Source organism: Halopseudomonas sp. (genome assembly GCF_038130085.1).
In the GTDB taxonomy this organism is placed as follows: domain Bacteria; phylum Pseudomonadota; class Gammaproteobacteria; order Pseudomonadales; family Pseudomonadaceae; genus Halopseudomonas.
The window spans coordinates 236,298-257,291 of sequence record NZ_JAYPMU010000001.1; the positions used below are offsets into that span (position 1 = coordinate 236,298).

The following is a 20,994-nucleotide window of genomic DNA, read 5'->3' on the forward strand; positions in this document are numbered from 1 at the left end:
TCAGGCCGGCTGATCGACCAGAGTTGAATCAAGATCGCCGACATCACCCTGCTCGACGCGATTTCGGCCATGGGCCTTGCCGCGGTAGAGCGCACGGTCAGCGCGGGCAATGGCATTGCTGAAGCTTTCCTCTTCACCCAACTGCGTAATGCCGACGCAGAGCGTCACCTGCAGTCCGGGCTGCACGTCCTGCCAGTCCATCGCCTGTACCGCGGCACGGATGCGCTCGCCAGCAGCCTGAGCCTGCACCGGGTCGGTTTCCGGCATCACTGCCAAAAACTCCTCCCCACCCCAGCGGCCGACAAAGTCTTGCTCACGTCCTTGCTCGCGCAGTAGCGCTGCCACCCGCTCCAGCACCCGGTCGCCCAACTCGTGGCCGTACTGGTCGTTGATTTCCTTGAAGTGATCCAGATCCATCAGCATCAACGTCAGATTGCCCGGCTGACGCTGCTCGCGGGCGAGCAGTTTTTCGGTCAGCTCGACCATATGCCGGCGATTGAACAGTCCGGTCAGCGGATCAGTGGTAGCCATGCGCGCCAGCCGGCGATGCGCTCGAGTCACCGTCAACACATAGAACATAGTCAGGTAAGAGAACATCAGGAAGACAACGGTGAAGTTGAAGATGTTCACGTACAGCAAAGCATTTGCAGAGATCGGCTGCAGCGGATCCACGAACCACATCAGCACATACATACCGACGTAGTAAGCCCACAGGCAGATAGCCAAGGTCCAGGCACTGCGTTGTCGCATAGTGGCAAACAGCGCCGGGATAAACATCAGCAGGAAGTAGTGAAAGCCGCTATCCCAACCGATCAGCAAGGTCCCGAGTGCGGCATGGACCAGCACTTCGGTACGGATAAGCATGATTGCCAGGCGATTGCGGTGGTCGCGGAAGGCGCGATAGGCATAGACATACATCGCGACACTGATGACGTTGACCCAGGCCAGAATCGGCGAGCCGAGCCAGAGAAAGATCACAAAGAAACTGATGTCGACCGTGCCTGCCAGTTGGCAACAGCGCATGGACAAAGCCCAGAACTGGGGACGCTGCTCACTGCGGTGCATATCCGCAACTTTATTATCTGGCATGCCTTCTCGTTCTCTCCTGAACTAGCGGACAGAGCCGCGCACCTATAACCCTAGGCTGATTGTAGGCTGCCCGTATCCCTGAGCCAAGCCATGCGAGCGATATCATTTTGCGCTCACTGAACTGTATCGGCCATAGCGTGAGAACAATGAGCCCCTGAACGAAAAAGGCCGCCCGAAGGCGGCCTTTCCATGCAGGACTACTTAGCCATTACTGGGAAAGGCAAACTGCGCGGCCTCATGGCTGGCGCGCTTGGGCCAGCGCTGGGTGATCGCCTTGCGGCGGGTGTAGAAACGCACACCGTCCGGACCGTAAGCATGCAGGTCACCAAACAGCGAACGCTTCCAGCCACCAAAGCTGTGATAGGCAACCGGTACCGGCAGCGGTACGTTCACGCCGACCATGCCGACTTCGATCTCATCACAGAACAGGCGTGCAGACTCACCGTCACGGGTGAAGATGCACGTGCCGTTACCGTACTCGTGATCGTTGATCAGTTGCATCGCCTCTTCCAGGCTGTTGACGCGCACGACGCACAGCACCGGACCAAAGATTTCTTCCTGATAGATGCGCATTTCAGGGGTGACGCGATCGAACAGGCAACCACCGAGGAAGAAGCCCTGCTCGTGGCCATCAATGCTCAGCCCGCGACCATCGACCACCAGCTCCGCGCCGGCCTTCACGCCGTCTTCGACGTAACCGGTGACCTTATCCAGATGCTGACCAGTCACCAGCGGCCCCATATCCAGACCGCAGGTAGTGCCCGGACCAACCTTCAGTGCCTTGATCTGCGGAACCAGTTTCTCGACCAGCGCATCAGCTACCTGATCGCCAACGCAGACCGCGACCGAAATAGCCATGCAACGCTCGCCGCAGGAACCGTAAGCGGCGCCCATCAAGGCGCTGACCGCGTTGTCCAGATCCGCATCGGGCATCAGCACCGCGTGGTTCTTGGCCCCGCCAAGCGCTTGCACGCGCTTGCCGCGCTTGGTGCCTTCGGCGTAGATGTACTCTGCAATCGGGGTTGAGCCGACAAAACTCAGCGCCTTGACCTCGGGCGCTGCGATCAGCGCGTCAACCGCCTGCTTGTCGCCATGCACAACGTTCAATACACCCTTGGGCAGACCCGCCTGGTGCAGCAGCTCGGCGATAAACAGGGTGGAGCTCGGATCGCGCTCGGACGGCTTGAGGATGAAGCAGTTACCGCAAACGATCGCCAGCGGGTACATCCACAGCGGCACCATGGCCGGGAAGTTGAACGGGGTGATGCCAGCCACCACGCCAACCGGCTGAAAATCACTCCAGGCGTCGATATCCGGGCCAACGTTGCGGCTGTACTCACCCTTGAGGATCTCGGGCGCGGCGCAGGCGAACTCGACGTTCTCGATACCACGCTTAAGTTCGCCGATGGCGTCCTCGATGGTCTTGCCGTGCTCGGCGCTGATCATCTCGGCGATGGTGTTTTCGTTCTCTTCCAGCAATTGCTTGAAGCGGAACATGATCTGCGCGCGCTTGGCTGCCGGGGTACGGCGCCAGGCCGGGAAAGCCGCCTTGGCCGAGTCGATGGCCTGCTGAATGACCGCGTCGTCGGCCAGCGGTACCTGACCGCTGACGGTGCCGGTGGACGGGTTATACACGTCGGCGCTGCGACCGCTGCCAGCGACCGGATGGCCGTCGATCAAGTGGGTAATGTTATTCATCGTCTACTCCTCGGAAACATGTCACTGCCTGCTGCGCAGACAGCCGGAAAATAATCAGGCCAGCGTGCTCAGCACGCTGCCTACAGCATCAAACAGGCGGTCCAGATCATCCGGGCGCGCATTAAAAGTCGGTCCGAACTGCAGGGTATCGCCACCGAAGCGCACATAAAAGCCTGCTTTCCACAGTGCCATGCCGGCTTCAAAGGGGCGAATGGTCGGATCACTGCCACGCGGCGCCAACTGGATGGCACCCGCCAGACCACAGTTACGAATATCCAGTACATGACTAGCGCCCTGCAGGCCATGCAGAGTGCGCTCAAAGTGTGGCGCCAACTCGGCAGCCTGCTGCACCAGCGCGTCATCTTCCAGCAGTTTCAGCGTGGCCAGGCCGGCCGCACAGGCCACCGGGTGCGCCGAATAGGTGTAGCCGTGGCCAAATTCGACCGCGTGCTCCGGGGCATTCTGCTGCATGAAGGTGTTGTAGATTTCACTGGTCGCAGCCACCGCACCCATCGGAATCGCGCCGTTGGTGATCTGCTTGGCCAGATTCATGATGTCCGGCTTAACGCCGAAGTACTCGGCGCCGGTCCAGGTGCCCAGACGACCAAAACCGGTGATCACCTCGTCAAAGATCAGCAGAATATCGTGCTGATCACAGATCTCGCGCAGGCGCTGCAGGTAGCCCTTGGGCGGTACGATGGCACCTGCCGAGCCGGACATCGGCTCGACGATAACCGCCGCAATGTTGGAGGCGTCGTGCAGCTCGATCAGCTTGAGCATCTCGTTGGCCAGCTCGACACCGCCGGTCTCGGCCATGCCACGGGTGAACGCCATGCCCGGCTGCAGGGTGTGCGGCAGGTGATCGGCCTCCATCAGTTGACCGAACATCTTGCGATTGCCACCAATGCCACCCAAGCTGGTGCCGGCGATATTGACGCCGTGATAGCCACGGGCGCGGCCGATCATCCGTGCCTTGTTGGGCTGCCCCTTCAAGCGCCAGTAGGCTCGGGCCATCTTCACCGCCGTGTCGGCACACTCTGACCCGGAGTTGGTGAAAAACACATGGTTCAGGTCACCCGGTAGCTTGGCAGCAATCTGTTCAGCCAGTTGGAACGACATCGGATGCCCGAACTGGAAGCCCGGCGAGTAGTCCAGGGTGCCGAGTTGCTTGGCAACCGCCTGCTGGATCTCGCTACGGGAGTGGCCCGCCCCACAGGTCCAGAGACCAGAGAGGCTGTCATAGACCCGCCGCCCGTCGGCATCGGTCAGCCAGCTACCTTCTGCGGCAACGATCAGCCGCGGGTCGCGATGGAAGTTGCGGTTAGCCGAAAACGGCATCCAGTGCGCATCCAGCTTGAGCTGGCTGGCGAGCTGTTGAGTGTTTTGGTCTTGCATGCTGCTGCCTCACGAAAAGTCGGCAAAGGGCGCGTCTGCACCGGTGTTTTCAATGGCTATACGTTGCCACAGCAAAAGTTATGATAAAACATGACTTTTTATACCTTCAGTTCGGAAACCACTAAACAATGAAATCCCGTCGCCCTGCCCCGCTTGCCCAGCTCTCGGATATTGATCTGCGCCTGCTGCGCGTATTCCGCACCGTTGTCGAATGCGGCGGCTTTTCGGTCGCCGAAAGCGTGCTGGGTATCGGCCGCTCGGCGATCAGTCAGCAGATGAGTGACCTTGAACAGCGTCTGGGCCTGCGCCTGTGCCAGCGCGGACGCGCCGGCTTCGCCATGACCGAAGACGGCCGCGAGGTCTATCAGGCGACACTGCAACTGTTTTCAGCGGTAGAAAACTTCCGCACCGAGGTAAATGGGCTGCATCAGCACCTGCGCGGTGAACTCAATATCGGACTGACCGACAATCTGGTCACCATGCCGCACATGCGCGTTACCGATGCGCTGGCGCGCCTCAAAACCCGCGGCCCGGATGTGCGCATACAGATCAGCATGTCGGCGCCGGGCCAGGTCGAGCAAGGCGTGCTCGACGGCCGTCTGCACGTCGGCGTCATCCCGCAGGTCGGCGCCTTGTCAGGGCTCGAGTATCAGCCGCTGTACAGTGAACGCGCCCAGCTCTACTGCGCCGCCGGGCACCCGCTGTTTGCGCTGGAAGACAGCAAGCTGACGCTGGATACACTGCGTCGCCACGATGCGATCTCACCCAGTTTTCGCGTCCCGGCAGAGGTGCAGGAGCAGTTTCAGGCTCTGCGCTGCACCGCCACTGCCTCGGACCGCGAAGGTATCGCTTTCCTGCTGTTGACCGGGCATTACATCGGTTACCTGCCCGACCACTACGCCGCCCAATGGGTAACAAGCGGCCGGATGCGGGCCCTGGATCCCGCCCGCTATCACTACGATCTTGTGTTGTCGGCCGTGACACGCAAAGGCCGGCGGCCGCATTTGGTACTCGAAAGCTTTCTCGACGCACTGGCTGGGGACTCCGCTTCCAGCTAACCCTCCTTGCTGGAAGCGAAAAAAGGCTTGACTCTTTTTAGATGATGAACGACATTTAATTTAAATTAACACCGTCATATAAAAGGAGCACCGTCATGAACAGTCATCACGCTAGCGCCGCCCCCTCTTCTGCACTGGATGGCGCCTGCCGCGCATTCAGCGTGCCCCAGCGTATTCAGGCGAGCAGCCTTGAACGTTCAGCCCTCGCTCAAGCTCAGCACAGCACCTTCCCTTACGACGACGGCGATATCTCGGTCTGGAGCCTCGGGCTCGGCCCGCGTGTGCTGCTGGTCCACGGCTGGGACAGCCGCGGCTCGCACCTGGCAGCCTTCGTCGAGCCACTGCTGCGCGCTGGCTTTGCCGTTACGCTGTTTGACTTGCCCGCCCACGGCGACTCCGGTGGCAGCCTCAGCAGTCCGGTACACGCTGGTCGCGCCCTGGCCGCGCTGGCAGAACAGCTCGGTCCAATCCACGGTGTGATAGCGCACTCGCTGGGCTCGGCAGCAAGTCTGTGGGCATTTGCCCACGGTCTGAAGGTCAACGCCAGCGTGCACCTTTGCGGCCCCTCCTCGCTCAGCCCGATGCTGCAGTTGCAGGCGCTCGGGCATAGCCTCTCGCCGGAGGAACAGGCCGAATTCCACACATGGGTGGAGCAGCACATCGGCATCACGCCAGCAGAGATGGATCTCCCGTCGCTGAAGCATGGGCTGCAACACCCGGCGCTGATCATGCACGACCCGGCCGACCGCGTTGTGCCATTCGCCGCTTCGACAGACCTGCACCGCCACTGGCCCGGCTCCGAGCTGGTCGAGCTGGAAGGTCTCGGACATCGCCGTATTCTGACCGACCCTCAGGTGATTGCCCGCAGTTGCGCACTGCTTAGCAGCGCCCATAAAGCCGGAGCGCAGGCATGAGTACCTCGAGCCGCACTCTGGCGCTGCTGTCCGGTCTGGCAGCGGTCGGCACCCTGTCGACGACCATCATTCTGCCGTCCTTCCCGGCGATGGCTGCATCGCTAAATGCAGCGCCCCAGGACATGGCACTGACGCTAAGCTGTTTTTTCCTGGTGTTTGCCGTCGGGCAGCTGCTGGTCGGGCCGCTTTCTGACCGCTATGGGCGCCGCCCAGTGATCTTGTCAGGCCTGGTTCTGTTTGTACTCGGCAGCCTGCTGGGTGCCAGCGCAACCGACCTGAACTCCATGATTGCTGCTCGGGTGATACAAGCCGCCGGCGTGTGCGCGGCATCGGTACTGGCACGTGCGGTTGCCCGCGACCTGTATGACGGCCCGGCGCTGGCCAAAGCCCTGGCCTTCATCATGGTTGCCATGGCGGCAGCGCCGGGGTTCTCGCCACTGCTTGGCAGTTTGATCGACAGCCATCTCGGCTGGCGCATCAGTTTCCTGCTGGTAGCCGCCGCGGGCGTCATTCTGATTGTCGGTTACACGTTCTCGCTCGGGGAAACACACGCGCCATCGGCTCGCCTCAAGATGACCGCCAGCGCCATCGTCAAGGCCTACCTGCAGCTCTTGGGTGACCGGCGATTTGCGCTTCCCGCGTTGGCAGTCAGCCTTGTTATTGGCGGCCTTTACGCCTTTTTCGCCGCAGCCCCCGCGATCATGATTCGCGGGATGGGATACAGCAGCGTTCAATTAGGTCTTTTCTTTGCGGCAACGGTCTTCGTGGTGTTCAGTTCGGGCATACTCGCGCCGAAATTGGCGCAGCGCTGGGGTAGTGTTCCGGTGGCGCTGACGGGGGGCGCGGTTGCGCTGACTGGGGGCGTTCTGCAGGTGTTGTTCTACCAGGATCAGCAGCTGGGCCAGTTCAGCATCGCAATCTGCCTGTTTCTCGCGGGCATGGGCGTCATTAACCCACTAGGCATCGCGATCACCCTGCAACCCTTTGCCGAGCAGGCCGGGCTTGCCTCATCACTGCTTGGTTTTTTGCAGATGGCTGTCGCTGCAACGGCCACCTGGCTGATCAGCGCCTTGCCGCTCTCGACAGGTTTGAGTCTCGGCGCAACGCTTTGCACCGGTGCCGTCGCAGCCATGATTGGCTTTGCCTTGCACCGGCAGAACGACCTGCAAGCAATCAACCAGCAGGTCGCGCGTCAATAGCGACCCGAATGCATCCGTCCGGTTAGGCTGGCAGCAGCGTAGCTGCTGCAGCCAGCAAAGCCTGCTCGGTAGCTACCCAGCCAAGACAACCATCGGTAACGGACACACCGTAACGCAACTCGCTGGACAACGGCTGGCAACCATCGAACAGATGGCTTTCCAGCATGACGCCCCGCAGACTGTTGTCGCCCGCCACTCGCTGGGCAACCACATCCGCCAGTACCTCGGGCTGACGCAGCGGATCCTTGCCGCTGTTGGCATGACTGCAGTCCACCACCAGCGCAGCCGGCACACCCAGACGGTCCAGCTCTGCACGCACCTTGGCAACCGCCTCGGCGTGGTAGTTTGGGCCACTATGGCCACCGCGCAGCACAATATGGGTATCCGGGTTGCCGACCGTTTCAACCAGTGCCGGACGGCCGTGCATATCCATACCGAAATGCTGGTGCGGGTGCTGCGCCGAGCGCATCGCATCGCAGGCGACGGTCATGCTGCCATCGGTACCGTTCTTGAAGCCGACCGGCATGTGCAAACCGCTTACCATCTCACGGTGAACCTGCGACTCACTGGTACGAGCACCAATGCAGCCCCAGCTCAGCAGGTCATCCAGGTAGCTGGCTGCCAGCGGCTGCAGCAACTCGGTTGCGATCGGCAAACCTAACTCAGCGATTGCCAGCATGGTACGGCGTGACAGCGCCAGGCCCGCGGCCATATCGCCGCTGCCGTCCAGCTGCGGATCGTAGAGCATGCCCTTCCAGCCAACCGTCGTACGCGGTTTCTCAACATAGGCACGCATCACCAGCAACAGGCGATCTGCAACGCGGCTCTGCAGCTCGGCAAGCCGTTCGGCGTATTCAATGGCAGCATCCGGATCGTGCAGGGAACAGGGGCCGGTGATAACCAGCAGGCGATCATCCTTGCCAGCCAGAATGTCGCGGATGGCCTGACGGTGGGTCTCGATGGATTCAGCTTGGTCCGCACCCAAAGGGAGACGTTCACGCAGCTGGGCCGGTGTCGGCAGGGCGTGGGTGCGACGGGCCGTGGTGCGTTCGGAGGAAGCGGCGCTGGCAAGTGCAGTTACAGTGGCAGTCATTTCGTTGCGTCCTTAGCCGGGGCGGTCTTGCCGCCGCGGCACTATCTGGGTGTTCGATCGAGAGAATGTCGTGAGGTCATGGCATCAGAGCAAAATCGCCAGCTGCAGTAAGAACGCGGGTTAAAAGTGCTGTGTACGTACATGATCATTCCTCAAAAGTGCAAAGCCAAATAAAAAACCCCGGTCGGGAGGCCGACCGGGGTTTCTTGATTCTCTGGTGGCGTCCCGTTAATTCAGGGCGCCTGTGGGGTATCAGGCGCGCCTTTGGCTAAACCAATACCCAAAATAAAAGTAACCAACCGCCGCGCGCGCAGCAGCGCCAGCACGCAGGGCGCTGGCGGTGTTGTTCTGTGCGATACGCAGTGTCATAGCTTGGTTACCTTTGAACAATGCCCCGACTCTAACGGATGAGTTGCGCCTGGCGCAACCCCCTTCTGTCGTCCATCAGCGACGCTTTGGCGGTGCCAGACCATCCGAAGACGTGACCACCTGCCCCACCGGCGGACGCGATGGACGCTTGCCTGCCCTAGGCTTCTTGGACTTCGGCGCAGCCTTCTTGCCATCCTTCTTGCCGTCTTTCTTCTTCTTGCTGCCGACCGGCTTACCCGACGCCTTGACCTTCTTCGGCCCCTTGAAACTGCCGGGCACCTCAGCGAGTAGACGGCGCTCGAACTGGCGGCGCAAGTAACGTTCGATGCTCGACATCAGATTCCACTCATGCGGGCAGACCAGCGAAATGGCCAGGCCCTCAGCACCGGCTCGGCCCGTGCGACCAACCCGATGCAGGTAGTCATCGCCACTACGCGGCATGTCAAAGTTGACCACCCGATCCAGCTCAACGATATCCAGCCCGCGCGCGGCAACATCGGTAGCTACCAGAATGCCATTGGCTCCCTGCTTGAAGCGCTCTACAGCCATGTAGCGATCTTTCTGGTCCTTCTCGCCGTGCAGCACGTAGACACGCAAATCAAGCGCTCGGAGCACACCATTGATGCGATCCGCCATTACCCGGGTATTAGTAAAGACAATAGTCTTGCCCTCGCCCTGGTTCAGCATCAGCCACTTGAGCATCGCTTCCTTGTGGGGATTGTCATCCGCGGGAATCACCTGCTGAGTAATGCTTGGTGTGTCATCACGAACCGAGTTCAGCTCAAGAATCTGCGGCTCAGTCAGGACCGTATCAATCATCCGCTGCAGACCGCGGTTGCCCTTGGTGGCAGAAAACAGCATGGTCTGACGCTCGCTCGGACAGGCACCCGCCAACTTGCCGACATCCTCGGCGAAGCCCATGTCGAGCATGCGGTCCGCCTCATCGAGCACCAGTGTCTGCACACTGTTCAACTCAAGATTGCCTGCGGTCAACTGCTCCAGCGCACGACCTGGCGTGGCCACTACGATATCCGGGTTCTTGCGCAGACGCGCTGCCTGAACGCGGAAGTCTTCACCACCGGTGACCTGCTCAGCCTTGATGAACGTGAACTTTGCCAGCGCGGCAATATCCTTTGACACCTGACGAGCCAGTTCGCGTGTGGGTACCAGGATCAGCGCCCGCGGCGCCAGCGGCTTGCTGTCATCAGCGAGCAGACGCTGCAGCATCGGCAGCACAAAAGCAGCAGTTTTTCCGCTGCCCGTCTGCGCAATGACATAGAGGTCTTTACCTTCGATAGCAGGCGGGATCGCTGCCGCCTGAACATCGGTGGGCTGCTGAAAGGAAAGCTCGGCGAGCGCCTTGAGTACGCGCTCGTGAAGATCAAATTGGCTGAACAATGAAGTCACTCTGGAGTTCGGAAGGAAACAAAGGCGAAGTTTAGCAGAGTGCAGCCGTATCCTCGCCGTCCGGGCCATTCAACGCATAAAAAAAGGGGATATCCGAAGATATCCCCTCAAACCCAAACATCTAAAGCAGCATCAGAACTTAGCGGATACCCGAAGCACGCAGGGCAGCCGGTGTGAACTGATTGTACGTCGGTGTGTACGTCAGGTCCGGAGCAGAGACCTCTTCGGTGTACATACCCAGTGCGATGTAACGACCTGCCAGCAGGTCATACAGCGTTTCCAGCGAGTAGCCCGGGATCTGGTAGTCGTAGTTGAAGGACAGGTGACCTTCACCTACGCGCCATAGCGTGCCACGGCCGTCGTAATGGTCAGCCAGGCTGATCATCCAGGAGTCTTCGTCCATGAAGAAGTTACGCTGAGCGTAAATGTGACGTTGACCTTCCTTGACGTTGCCCTGCACTTCCCACACGCGGTGCAGCTCGAAGCGGGTGTAGTCCGGGTTGATGTGACCAGCTTGCAGAACGTCGGCGTACTGAACGCCTGGCTCGGTCAGCTTGCCGCTGTTGTACGGAATGTAGATTTCCTTCTTGCCAACCAGCTTCCAGTTGTAACGGTCAGGTGCACCGTTATACATGGCGAAGTTGTCGGAAGTACGCATACCGTCAGAGGCGGTACCCGGGCCGTCGTAGGCAACCTGCGGGGCGCGACGTACGCGGCGCTGACCGGCGTTGTATACCCATGCCATGCGCGGCTCTTTCAGCTGATCCAGGCTGTCGTGTACCAGCAGTACGTTACCTGCCAGACGAGCCGGTGCGTTTACACGCTGCTTGAAGAACAGCAGGGTGTTCGGCATGGTCGATTCATCGACATCATCCATCAGCTGCGGGTAACCCACTTCTTCTTCCAGCTTGATCAGCGTGAAAGAACCGTTGGTCTGCGGCATGGCCTGCATGTACCAGCGCTGCGCGTTTACGCGATAGCGGGTGTTGTGGTTCCAAACAACTTCGGCACCGGACTTCGGAATCGGGAATGCGAAGGTACCGTGGCTGAAGTTGGAGATACCGTCACCACCGTTAACCAGCTTGGCCTGGCCAGCAGTAGCCTTGACCTGGTCATAGACCGACTGCGGGTAACCAACGGTACGACGGCTCTGGTATACCGGCATACGGAAGGTTTCCGGATAACGCTCGAACATGGCGACCTGACCCGGGGTCAGATTGTCCTTGTACTGCTGGTAGTTCTGAGCGGTGATCACGAACTCCGGCTGCTCACCAGCGAAGGGGTTCTCGTAGAAGTGGTCTTCCAATTCCTTACCAGCATCGCGTGGCAGACCACCAGTCCATTCCGGAATAGTGCCAGCGGCGTTACCGGCCTTCTCTGCACCGATCGGCGTCAGGGAAGTACCCAGCTGATCAATCTCAGCCTGGGTCAGGGTTTGCGCCATTACAGAGGATGCCATCAGGCTCAGAGCCAGACCACCGACACCCATCAGAGTTTGTTGCATACGCATATTGTTGTTTCTCCTTATGGCCTGTCTGATTAGAAGCTTACGCTGAAGCTGACGGCCGCAAAGTCACGGTCAACGGCGGTGTTGTACTTACCGTCGAAGAAATTGGTGTAGCTGATGCTGGCGTTGTACTTGTTCGCGTAGTCAGCATTCAGGCCGAGGCTGATCGCCTTAGCGTCTTCATTGAAGTTCGGGCCGTAGCCTTCAACGTCATGCGACCAGGACACAACCGGGCTCAGGTTGATACCGGCGAAGACGTTGGAGTAGTCAAGAGACGCGCGAACACGGTAGCCCCAAGAGTCACTGGTGTAGAAGCCATCGGTTTCACACCAGCTCGCGCCACGACCAACGCCTTGAGAAAGCGGGCAAGTGCCGTTTGCCAGAGGGCTCTGACCGAACAGAGAATCACGGCCGTAGAAGGTATCGCCCGGATCAGAACCGATACCTTCAATATGGTTGTAACCAGCTTCACCGACCAGCGCCAGACGGCTAGCACCCAAAACGCGCTCGATGAACTTGATTGCGGTTACCTGGGCCTGGAAGACGCCCTTGCGGTCGTAACCCTGAATATAATCGCCAGCCGCATAAGCATCGTCTCGACCGATCCACATCCCACTACCGGTCAGACCGGCAACACTCACACTACCGGTAGTGATTTGCATCGGCATGTTCGGACGGTAGCTGATTTCACCACCAAGCGAGGTGCCAGCAACACTGGTCTGGAAACTCAGACCGTAGAGGCGGATATCTTCCGGATATTCGAAGAAGTACCCTGCGCCGCCACCCAATCCACCGAGACCAGCCTGCGGACCAGCAAAGTTGCTATAAATCGGCGTACGGCTATGGTAGTTCATCGCGTAGAAGCCGAACTCGGAGTCGTTCAGCTCCGGGACAAACCAACGCAGAGCGACACCGAACTGACCCTCATCTTTAGCCTCTTCGTCCTTTTGAGCACGAACGGTAATACGACCATTCAGAGTCGGATCACCTTGGGGAGCGTCCGCCCCACCCACGACCAATCGATCAATACAGCCAGTTGCCAGGGTATCAGCGCCGAAGAAGGTACCGCAGTTGTCAATCGCGTACGGGTGCCATTTCAGCTGATAGAACGCTTCCAGGCTCAGGTTTTCGGTCAGGCCTTGGGAGATATACAGCATCTCAACCGGCAGCAGACCTTCCTTGATTTCAGCACCCGGACGACGGAAGGCAGCCACGTCGATCGGGTTAATGGAGTTGATCGAGTTACCGATGAAGGTGGACTCACCCCAGCTCACTACCTGGCGGCCCAGACGAACGTTACCCGGGTTATTACCGATGAAGTAGTTGTGGTAAACGAAGGCATCCAACAGGGCGACGCCCGCGCCCTTGACCAGCGGCGGACGGCCGGAGTCGTCAATGTTGTAAAACTCTTGGTCGCCATCTTTGGTCTCAAAGTCGTACCAGTACTTGCCGCGAATGAATGCACCGGAGTCGCCATAGCGAAGTTCAAGGTCGTGCACACCGCGGAAAATCTTGGAGAACGCATCTCCAGAACTGTAGTTCTGGCGGCCGTCGTCAGATGTACGTGCAGCAGCTTCGCCGCCCGAAGCGGCATGGATAAAGCGCTTATCCGCATTTTGAGTAGAAACACTTACGCCGACGGACAAAGTTGAGTCCAGCTGCGCCTCTACCTCACCGAGATTGAAGTTCACTGCCCCAGCCGATCCAGAGAAACTGGCCAGGCCGATTGCCAACGGCAACGCGGCGAGCGACCAAGCATGCATTTTTTTTGTCATTGTGCTGCTCCGTTAGATTTGAATCATGGGTTCAAGACGACGCGAGCCGTCTAGCACCGGAACCAAGTCTGTCATGAGATTCGCGGCCGATTTGACCGATTCGGACGAGTTTTTTGGCCGAGATGGACATTCACGCGCTGAATACCCTTGATCTAAAGCCTGCAATTATCCGTTGCATAATTTTGCACAATGAGACTTTGTGTTTTATTGTTAACGCCAGTTGCAGTCGATCAAAATAATAAAATCAAGGCATCAAAAGCCCATGACTCCACAGAACCATGCTCTATCTTCAGAGCGCGTGCACGAGCGTTGCTTCTGGGCACAGGGGATTGCCCAAGGCCTGGAGCTATACGGCAAAACCGTTCGCGACCTTCCTGCGGATCTGCGTCAGCACTGCAAGCCTGCTGATCTCAGCCAGGCTCACGTCAGCCAGAGCGACATGAACCGCCTATGGAACGCAGCAGCGAAGCTCTCGCAAGACGAATGCTTCGGCTTGCGTATGGGCCGACACTATCAATCCAACACCCTGTCACTCCTCGGGCTGGCCGCCGCATCCAGTGAGACGCTGGGTGACGCCATCCAGCGGCTGATTCGCTTCATGCCCGTCTTCAGCAGCCAGGTGCAGCTGTACTCCGTTGAAGACGACCAGTACCTCACGCTCTACTTCCAGCCACGCGGCAGCCCGCATCCACTGCACATGGAAGCAGTGATGAGCCAGTGCAATAAAATCTGGGAAGGGCTCGGCATCGGCAAGGCCTCACTAATGCTCGAAAGCCGCCTGACCGGCGAGCACGAGCGTAACCGCGATCTGTGCGAAACCATTCTCGGTGGCCGCGTGCGACTCGGAGCCAAACGCATGTCGTTCCGCATCAACCGTCAACTGCTGCGCACCACACTGCCCAATGCAGATGCGTTTTTGCGCAAGCGGCTCGACAGTTCGCTGGAGGACATGCTGGGCGACCTGCCCAACCTCGACTTTGCTGAGCAGGTAAAACAGCGCATTCGTGTGCTGGTCTCCGAGCGCGAGGTATCCGAAGAGCTTGTTGCCACTCCATTCAACATGAGCCCCCGTCATCTGCGTCGCAAGCTAAGCGAAACACGCACCACTTACGAGAAGCTGCTCGACGAGGTGCGCATGGAGCTAGCCATTCGCCTTATAAAGGAAGGCAAACTCAACCTTGGGCGTATTGCGTTCGAACTGGGCTTTCTCGACCCCAGCAGCTTTACTCGCGCATTCCGCCGCTGGACCGGCATGAGCCCGACCAGCTTCCGCAGTCAAGCCAAGCAAAGCGCGGTACCCTCCTGAGCTGAACGGGCACAGAATCCTGTGCCCCTCCCTCCATCACCACGCCGTTTCAGACGCTGCGGCTGAGCTCACAAGTAGAAGACGCTCTACATCTGCCCCATCCCAAGCAGCCATCGCAAAGCGCTCCTAAAGCAGTTAGACAATGTGGCTTGCCCGCACCAGCATGCGAGAGCCTCTCGTTTCGAGCCGGCCAGCACATTTCACGAACAACAAAAAAGGGAGCCTTTCGGCTCCCTTTTTGTACTGCGATCAGCTTAACTCAGCGAACGCCGGATGCACGCAGTGCGGCCGGAGTGAACTGGTTGTAGCTCGGATCGAAGTCATACTGCGGTGCAGAGTTTTCTTCGGTGTACATACCCAGAGCGATGTAACGGCCTGCCAGCAGGTCGTACAGCGTTTCAATGGCATAACCCGGGATCTTCTGCTGGTAGTTGAAGCCAAGGTGGCCTTCGCCTACGCGCCACAGAGTGCCGCGACCGTCGTAATGGTCGGCCAGGCTGATCATCCAGGAGTCTTCGTCAACGAAGAAATTACGCTGAGCGTAAATGTGACGCTGACCTTCCTTGACGTTGCCCTGCACTTCCCACACGCGGTGCAGCTCGAAGCGGGTGTAGTCCGGGTTGATGTGACCAGCTTGCAGAACGTCGGCGTACTGAACGCCTGGCTCGGTCAGCTTGCCGCTGTTGTACGGAATGTAGATTTCCTTCTTGCCAACCAGCTTCCAGTTGTAACGGTCAGGTGCACCGTTATACATGGAGAAGTTGTCGGAAGTACGCATACCGTCAGAAGCAGTACCCGGACCATCATAGGCAACCTGCGGGGCACGACGTACGCGGCGCTGACCGGCGTTGTAAACCCACGCCATGCGCGGCTCTTTCAGCTGATCCAGGCTGTCATGTACCAGCAGTACGTTACCGGCCAGACGCGCAGGTGCACTTACGCGCTGCTTGAAGAACAGCAGAGTGTTCGGCATGGACGCAGCGTCTACATCAGACATCTGCTCCGGATAGCCCACTTCCTCTTCCATCTTGATCAGCGTGAACGATCCATTGGTCTGCGGCATGGCCTGCATGTACCAGCGGTGGATGTTCAGGCGGTAGCGGGTGTTGTGGTTCCACACCACCTCAGCACCAGACTTCGGAATCGGGAAGGCGAAGGAGCCGTGAGCGAAGTTGGAGATGCCGTCACCGTTGTTGACCAGCTTGGCCTGACCAGCAGTTGCCTTAACTTGATCGTAGACAGACTGCGGGAAGCCCACAGAACGCTCGGTCTTGTAGATCGGCATACGGAAGGTTTCCGGATAACGCTCGAACAGCGCGATCTGGCCCGGAGTCAGGTTGGCCTTGTACTGCTCAAGGTTTTGAGCCGTGATCACGAACTCCGGCTGGTCACCCTTGTACGGGCTTTCCAGGAAGTTGTTCGGCAGCGACTGACCGGCGTCAGTTGGCAGACCGCCAGTCCATTCCGGGATAGTGCCAGCGGCATTGCCGGCCTTCTCTGCACCAATCGGCGTCAGAGTGGTACCCAGTTGGTCAATTTCGGCCTGGGTCAGGGTTTGAGCCATAACGCCAGTTGCCATCAGGCTGAGTGCCAGACCACCAACACCCATCAGAGTTTGTTGCATACGCATATTGTTATTCTCCTGTGGTCAGTCTTAGAAGCTTACGCTGAAGCTGACGGACGCAAAGTCGCGGTCAACGGCGGTGTTGTACTTACCGTCGAAGAAGTCGGTGTAGCTGATGCTGGCGTTGTACTTGTTGCCGTAGTCCGCGTTCAGACCAACGCTGATCGCCTTGGCATTTTCAGTGAAGTTCGGGCCGTAACCCTCAACATCATGGGACCAGGACATGTTCGGGCTCAGGTTGATACCGGCGATCACGTTGCTGTAGTCCAGCGACGCACGGATGCGGTACCCAGAAGACCAGGCAGTGTAGAAACCATCATTCTCACACCAAGTATTCCCGCGGCCGGTAGTTTGGGAAGCACACTCACCAACATTGCCAGCATCACCCGGGACATAGGGGCTTTGACCGAATAGAGAGTCACGTCCGAACTTGGTCGTATCCCCCAAACCACCGATGTAGTTGACCCCGGCCTCTCCAACCAGAGCCAGACGGCTTGCACCGAGCACGCGATCAAAGAACTGAATGACGCTGACCTGGGCCTGCCAGAATTCCTTACGCTCATAGCCCTGAATGTAGGAACCAGCAGCAACGCCAACATAATCACGATGCGTGTTGTCTTGGCCAAGCTGCAGAGCGGTGCGGCTCATGTCGCCGGTGTTAATCTGCATTGGCATATTCGGACGGTAGCTGATTTCACCACCAACCGATGCACCCGCAATACTGGTCTGGAAACTAACGCCGTACAAACGAATATCTTCCGGATATTCAAAGAAATAACCAGCTGGGCCCTCGATGCCATCTAGACCGATGATACCGCTGGCACCCTGCGCCGCAGCGAAGCCCGGGCCGGCAATGTTCGAGTAGATCGGAGCGCGACTGTGGTAGTTCATGGCATAGAAGCCAAACTCGGAGTCGTTCAGCTCCGGGACGAACCAGCGGAAAGCCACACCAAACTGCCCTTCGTCCTTCGCTTCCTTATCTTTACGCGCACGGACGATATAGTTCGCCATTCCTGGGTTCAGAAGCCAACCCGACTGGAGGTTGGAGTCTCCCTGTGGGAAATCGGTGCCGTTTACCACGAGGCGGTCATAGCAACCTTTCGCAAGCGTATCTGAGCCGAAGAAAGTACCGCAGTTATCCAGAACGGTCGGCGCCCACTTCAATTGATAGAACGCTTCCATGCTCAGGTTTTCAGTCAGACCCTGAGACAGATACAGCATCTCGACAGGCAGCAGACCTTCTTTCAACTCAGCACCCGGACGGCGCAGAGCGGCAACGTCAATCGGGTTGATGGAGTTGATGGAGTTCTGGATGAAAGTAGACTCACCCCAGCTGACAACCTGGCGGCCCAGACGGATGTTGCCCGGGTTGTTGCCGATGAAATAGTTGTGATAGACGAATGCGTCGAGCAGGGCTACGCCAGAGCCTTTCTGCAGCGGGTCACGACCGGAGTCGTCAATATCGTAAAAGCTTTGGTGCCCGTCTTTAGTTTCAAAGTCGTACCAGTATTTGCCGCGGAGGAATGCACCGGAGTCGCCATAGCGCAGCTCCAAATCGTGCACACCACGGAAAATCTTGGAGAAAACGTCACCGGATCCATAGTTCAGACGGCCGTCATCAGACGTACGAGAAGCGGCTTCACCGCCATTACTCACAGAAATAAAACGCTTGTCCGCATTCTGCGTAGACATGCTCACACCAACGGACAGCTGAGAGTCCAGTTGGGCTTCGACTTCACCAATATTGAAGGCTACTGCGTTTGCAGAACCAGAGAAAGTGGCCATGCCAATCGCCAGAGGCAATGCGGCAAGAGACCAGCCATGCATTTTTTTTGTCATTGTGCTGCTCCGTTTGGGTGACATGAACTCACGCACAGCCTGTGCGTGTTCAAGACCCCCGCAGTCTGTCACGAGGCCAGCACGGAACACTTGCCCTTACCGGCCAACATATTTGACCGAGAAGGACATTCAACGGATGAATTGACACTATAAACAGAATGACTTTTTGACCCTTCACCGTTGGCTAAAAACGGATCAAAGCGACGCATGTCGGTGAAACATCAGCGCTAGAGGCATGCTCAAAAGATCTTCCCTCGCACTGAGGGCCTTAAAAACGCCGAATAGACCACCCTCAGCAATACAGCCGTACACCCTTACTACCGATCTCGAAAAATTCTAACGTATACATTAACTGCAACATAATTCTGCAGTGCGGAACCGAAGACGGGCTTTTTCCTGCCGGATTAATCGTTATACTGCCCGCCGAAAAAGACAAAATGCTGTTTTGTCACAACAAGAACGGATCGGTGTGTCGATGCTAGAACACTCCAGCTCAGATTCCTTCGCGCGCGTGCGCGAAAGTGCTTTCTGGCTACGCGCCATGGAACAGGCACTCAAACAGTATGGTGTTTCCCTGGGTGACTCCTGTCGCCTGGCTCCCTGGATTTCCCTGCCCGTGGGTCAACCCCAGTTCGTTGATCAGGAACTGTGTTCCCATGGCTGGAGCGAGGCACTTCGGGTCTCGGAAGATCCTCACTTCGCCCTGCGCATGCATCGCGTATTTGTGCCGACCCCCTTCACTACCCTCGCCCTGGCAGCGGCCGCCAGCGAGAACATCGAAGCAGCACTCGCACTGCTGACCCGTTTCTTCAGCATCTTCAGCATTCAACTGAAGCTCGTCTGCCTGCCGGATGAAAACGGTGTTGCCCTGACGTTGCTGCCGATCGGCAACCCGCATCAGCAACATATTGAAGCCGTCATTGGCTACCTCGCTCGCTATTTCAACAGACTTGATCTCGACGATCAGGGCCTGGTGCGCTCGCTACAGCTGGTGCGCGGCGAGGAGGACCCTGACGGTCAGCGCCGTCTTTTTGCACGTAACAACGTCGAGTTTGGCGACCGTTACGCGCTGGTGCTGGATCGTCGCCTGATGCACAAGCCACTGGCGACCTCCAGCCCGTTTATCCTGCCCAAACTGGTCGAGATTCTGGAAGCGATGCAGGCGGTCATTCCCAGTCAGGACCTGAGCGAGCAAGTCAAACGCCGCATCCATCTGCTGCTAGGCTCCGGTGATATCAGTGCCGAGCGTGTGGCGGCCCCGCTCAATATCAGCCCTCGTCATCTGCGCCGCAAACTGAGCCAGGAAGGCACCAGCTACGAGCAATTGGCTGACGACGTACGCCGGGAAGCCGCCATCCGCATGATCAGCGACGGTCAGCTCTCGCTGACCAGCATTGCCTATGAGCTCGGCTTCCTTGACCCCAGCAGTTTCACCCGTGCCTTCAGACGCTGGACAAACATGAGTCCGACGGCCTACCGCCGGGAATTGGGGCGTACCAATAAGGGCGACTGAGCCGCCGCGTCCCTGCAGCCCCACCACCACTACCCCGCCAGCCAGCGCACACGCCAATAGCCGACCCTGAGGGTCGGCCTTGCTGTTGCTCTGCCGCTTTACTGACACTGGCGCGTCAACAGCTCAAAGCTCAGACTTTGATGCTCTAACAGCCAAGTTGTGCGACGCTGTAACAGAACCCGCTTTGCTGCGTCTGATGGGTAACAGATACGAGGAAGCAACGTGCGCGACACCCTGCCATTATTGAATCAGCTAGACTTTCCGCCCCTTCAGCGCGGCGTGCTGGAAACCTTGCAAGTCAACCTGACCTACCGCTGCAACCAGCGCTGCCTGCACTGCCACGTCAACGCCGGACCAACCCGCACTGAGGCCATGTCGGACGAGCTGATCGAGCTGCTCTGTGAGGTGATTGATGCACACCCGGTCAACACGCTGGACCTGACTGGCGGCGCGCCGGAAATGCATCCGCAATTTCGTACACTGGCCAGCCGCGCCCGCGCCGCAGGGCTGAAGGTGATCGACCGCTGCAACCTGACCATCCTGTCCGAGCCCGGCCACGAAGATCTGGCGCAATTTCTGGCCGATTCGGGCGTCGCCATTTCCGCCTCCCTGCCCTGCTATTCGCGCGACAACGTCGACAGCCAGCGCGGCGACGGCGTGTTTGAACGCAGCATCGAAGGCCTGCGACAACTGAACGCCCTTGGCTACGGCCAGGCTGAAAGCGGCTTGGAGCTGAATTTGGTCTACAACCCGCAAGGCCCCAGCCTGCCGCCACCGCAACAGGCACTGGAAGCTGACTACAAGCAGCATCTGCAGGATGACTTCGGCATCCAGTTCAACCACCTGCACACCATCACCAACCAGCCGATTGCGCGCTTCGGCAGTACCCTGGTCAGCCGCGGCCAGTTCAACCAGTACATGCAGCTGCTGCGCGATAACTTCAGCGCAGGCAACCTGCCCGGTCTCATGTGCCGCAGCACGGTCAGCGTCGACTGGCGTGGCTATCTATACGACTGCGACTTCAACCAGATGCTGGAGCTGCCAATGCCGGTACTGGCATCGGACCGGCCACACCTGCGTGATCTGCTGAACGCCGAGTTGCCAAACCACCCCATCGCCACCCGCGACCATTGCTTTGCCTGCACCGCCGGACAGGGTTCCAGCTGTGGCGGCGTGCTGGTTAACGACTGACCCAAGACAGGATTGCA

At 58.6% G+C, this 20,994-nt stretch carries 15 protein-coding genes; 6 read left to right on the forward strand and 9 right to left on the reverse strand.

All coding sequences use genetic code 11. The features are described from left to right. The 3 genes from AAFM31_RS01105 to AAFM31_RS01115 all read right to left on the reverse strand — a co-directional run bounded on the left by AAFM31_RS01105 (position 1) and on the right by AAFM31_RS01115 (position 4,182). Complete coding sequence (locus AAFM31_RS01105; RefSeq protein WP_341706048.1) at positions 1 to 1,089, reverse strand: GGDEF domain-containing protein; 1,089 nt, start codon at positions 1,087 to 1,089, stop codon at positions 1 to 3. 201 nt (positions 1,090 to 1,290) lie between these two features. Further along, on the reverse strand, positions 1,291 to 2,787 hold the full coding sequence (locus AAFM31_RS01110; protein ID WP_341706049.1) for a CoA-acylating methylmalonate-semialdehyde dehydrogenase: 1,497 nt from the start codon (positions 2,785 to 2,787) through the stop codon (positions 1,291 to 1,293). A 54-nt stretch (positions 2,788 to 2,841) separates the two neighbouring features. After that, a complete protein-coding gene (locus AAFM31_RS01115) occupies positions 2,842 to 4,182 on the reverse strand; it encodes an aspartate aminotransferase family protein (RefSeq protein WP_341706050.1) in 1,341 nt (446 codons plus the stop codon). A 128-nt stretch (positions 4,183 to 4,310) separates the two neighbouring features. Here AAFM31_RS01115 and AAFM31_RS01120 point away from each other — a divergent pair, with 128 nt between their 5' ends. The 3 genes from AAFM31_RS01120 (at position 4,311) to AAFM31_RS01130 (ending at position 7,353) form a co-directional block, all read left to right on the forward strand. Further along, a complete protein-coding gene (locus AAFM31_RS01120; RefSeq protein ID WP_341706051.1) occupies positions 4,311 to 5,240 on the forward strand; it encodes a LysR family transcriptional regulator in 930 nt (309 codons plus the stop codon). A gap of 95 nt (positions 5,241 to 5,335) precedes the next feature. Next, positions 5,336 to 6,154 carry an alpha/beta fold hydrolase gene (locus AAFM31_RS01125; protein WP_341706052.1) on the forward strand — a complete coding sequence of 273 codons (819 nt, stop codon included), beginning with the start codon at positions 5,336 to 5,338 and terminating at the stop codon, positions 6,152 to 6,154. Next, entirely contained in the window at positions 6,151 to 7,353 is a 1,203-nt protein-coding gene (locus AAFM31_RS01130) for a multidrug effflux MFS transporter (protein WP_341706053.1), read from the forward strand. The genes AAFM31_RS01125 and AAFM31_RS01130 overlap by 4 nt, the downstream gene beginning before the upstream one ends. 22 nt (positions 7,354 to 7,375) lie before the next feature. Here the strand turns inward: AAFM31_RS01130 and AAFM31_RS01135 are convergent, their stop codons facing one another. The 4 genes from AAFM31_RS01135 to AAFM31_RS01150 form a co-directional block, all read right to left on the reverse strand. Next, positions 7,376 to 8,446, reverse strand: a complete 1,071-nt coding sequence (locus tag AAFM31_RS01135) for a 3-deoxy-7-phosphoheptulonate synthase (RefSeq protein ID WP_341706054.1) — start codon at positions 8,444 to 8,446, stop codon at positions 7,376 to 7,378. Positions 8,447 to 8,890: 444 nt separating this feature from the next. Further along, entirely contained in the window at positions 8,891 to 10,213 is a 1,323-nt protein-coding gene (locus AAFM31_RS01140) for a DEAD/DEAH box helicase (RefSeq protein WP_341706055.1), read from the reverse strand. A 148-nt stretch (positions 10,214 to 10,361) separates the two neighbouring features. Continuing rightward, positions 10,362 to 11,732, reverse strand: a complete 1,371-nt coding sequence (locus tag AAFM31_RS01145) for a DUF1329 domain-containing protein (protein ID WP_371832992.1) — start codon at positions 11,730 to 11,732, stop codon at positions 10,362 to 10,364. A gap of 29 nt (positions 11,733 to 11,761) precedes the next feature. Next, positions 11,762 to 13,504 (reverse strand): DUF1302 domain-containing protein, encoded by a 1,743-nt coding sequence (locus tag AAFM31_RS01150; RefSeq protein ID WP_341706056.1) that lies wholly within the window; start codon positions 13,502 to 13,504, stop codon positions 11,762 to 11,764. Between the two features lie 262 nt (positions 13,505 to 13,766). On the opposite strand from AAFM31_RS01150, the gene AAFM31_RS01155 reads away from it, so the two are divergent. Then, positions 13,767 to 14,810 carry an AraC family transcriptional regulator ligand-binding domain-containing protein gene (locus tag AAFM31_RS01155; RefSeq protein ID WP_341706057.1) on the forward strand — a complete coding sequence of 348 codons (1,044 nt, stop codon included), beginning with the start codon at positions 13,767 to 13,769 and terminating at the stop codon, positions 14,808 to 14,810. Positions 14,811 to 15,069: 259 nt separating this feature from the next. Here AAFM31_RS01155 and AAFM31_RS01160 read toward each other — a convergent pair whose 3' ends face one another. Both AAFM31_RS01160 and AAFM31_RS01165 read right to left on the reverse strand, forming a co-directional pair. Continuing rightward, the gene (locus AAFM31_RS01160) at positions 15,070 to 16,440 is read right to left on the reverse strand and encodes a DUF1329 domain-containing protein (RefSeq protein ID WP_341706058.1); all 1,371 of its coding nucleotides are present in this window, start codon (positions 16,438 to 16,440) and stop codon (positions 15,070 to 15,072) included. Between the two features lie 24 nt (positions 16,441 to 16,464). Next, positions 16,465 to 18,273 carry a DUF1302 domain-containing protein gene (locus AAFM31_RS01165; protein ID WP_341706059.1) on the reverse strand — a complete coding sequence of 603 codons (1,809 nt, stop codon included), beginning with the start codon at positions 18,271 to 18,273 and terminating at the stop codon, positions 16,465 to 16,467. A 475-nt stretch (positions 18,274 to 18,748) separates the two neighbouring features. Here AAFM31_RS01165 and AAFM31_RS01170 point away from each other — a divergent pair, with 475 nt between their 5' ends. Continuing rightward, positions 18,749 to 19,786, forward strand: coding sequence for a helix-turn-helix domain-containing protein (locus AAFM31_RS01170; protein ID WP_341706143.1), 1,038 nt, complete (start codon positions 18,749 to 18,751; stop codon positions 19,784 to 19,786). Between the two features lie 222 nt (positions 19,787 to 20,008). Then, positions 20,009 to 20,977 (forward strand): arsenosugar biosynthesis radical SAM (seleno)protein ArsS, encoded by a 969-nt coding sequence (gene arsS, locus AAFM31_RS01175; RefSeq protein ID WP_341706060.1) that lies wholly within the window; start codon positions 20,009 to 20,011, stop codon positions 20,975 to 20,977. Positions 20,978 to 20,994: the final 17 nt, after the last annotated feature.

Coding starts and splice junctions, on each gene's coding strand:
- AAFM31_RS01105 (WP_341706048.1), bottom strand. CDS start 1,089: ATGCCAGATAATAAAGTTGCGGATATGCACCGCAGTGAGCAGCGTCCC.
- AAFM31_RS01110 (WP_341706049.1), bottom strand. CDS start 2,787: ATGAATAACATTACCCACTTGATCGACGGCCATCCGGTCGCTGGCAGC.
- AAFM31_RS01115 (WP_341706050.1), bottom strand. CDS start 4,182: ATGCAAGACCAAAACACTCAACAGCTCGCCAGCCAGCTCAAGCTGGAT.
- AAFM31_RS01120 (WP_341706051.1), top strand. CDS start 4,311: ATGAAATCCCGTCGCCCTGCCCCGCTTGCCCAGCTCTCGGATATTGAT.
- AAFM31_RS01125 (WP_341706052.1), top strand. CDS start 5,336: ATGAACAGTCATCACGCTAGCGCCGCCCCCTCTTCTGCACTGGATGGC.
- AAFM31_RS01130 (WP_341706053.1), top strand. CDS start 6,151: ATGAGTACCTCGAGCCGCACTCTGGCGCTGCTGTCCGGTCTGGCAGCG.
- AAFM31_RS01135 (WP_341706054.1), bottom strand. CDS start 8,446: ATGACTGCCACTGTAACTGCACTTGCCAGCGCCGCTTCCTCCGAACGC.
- AAFM31_RS01145 (WP_371832992.1), bottom strand. CDS start 11,732: ATGCGTATGCAACAAACTCTGATGGGTGTCGGTGGTCTGGCTCTGAGC.
- AAFM31_RS01150 (WP_341706056.1), bottom strand. CDS start 13,504: ATGACAAAAAAAATGCATGCTTGGTCGCTCGCCGCGTTGCCGTTGGCA.
- AAFM31_RS01155 (WP_341706057.1), top strand. CDS start 13,767: ATGACTCCACAGAACCATGCTCTATCTTCAGAGCGCGTGCACGAGCGT.
- AAFM31_RS01160 (WP_341706058.1), bottom strand. CDS start 16,440: ATGCGTATGCAACAAACTCTGATGGGTGTTGGTGGTCTGGCACTCAGC.
- AAFM31_RS01165 (WP_341706059.1), bottom strand. CDS start 18,273: ATGACAAAAAAAATGCATGGCTGGTCTCTTGCCGCATTGCCTCTGGCG.
- AAFM31_RS01170 (WP_341706143.1), top strand. CDS start 18,749: ATGCTAGAACACTCCAGCTCAGATTCCTTCGCGCGCGTGCGCGAAAGT.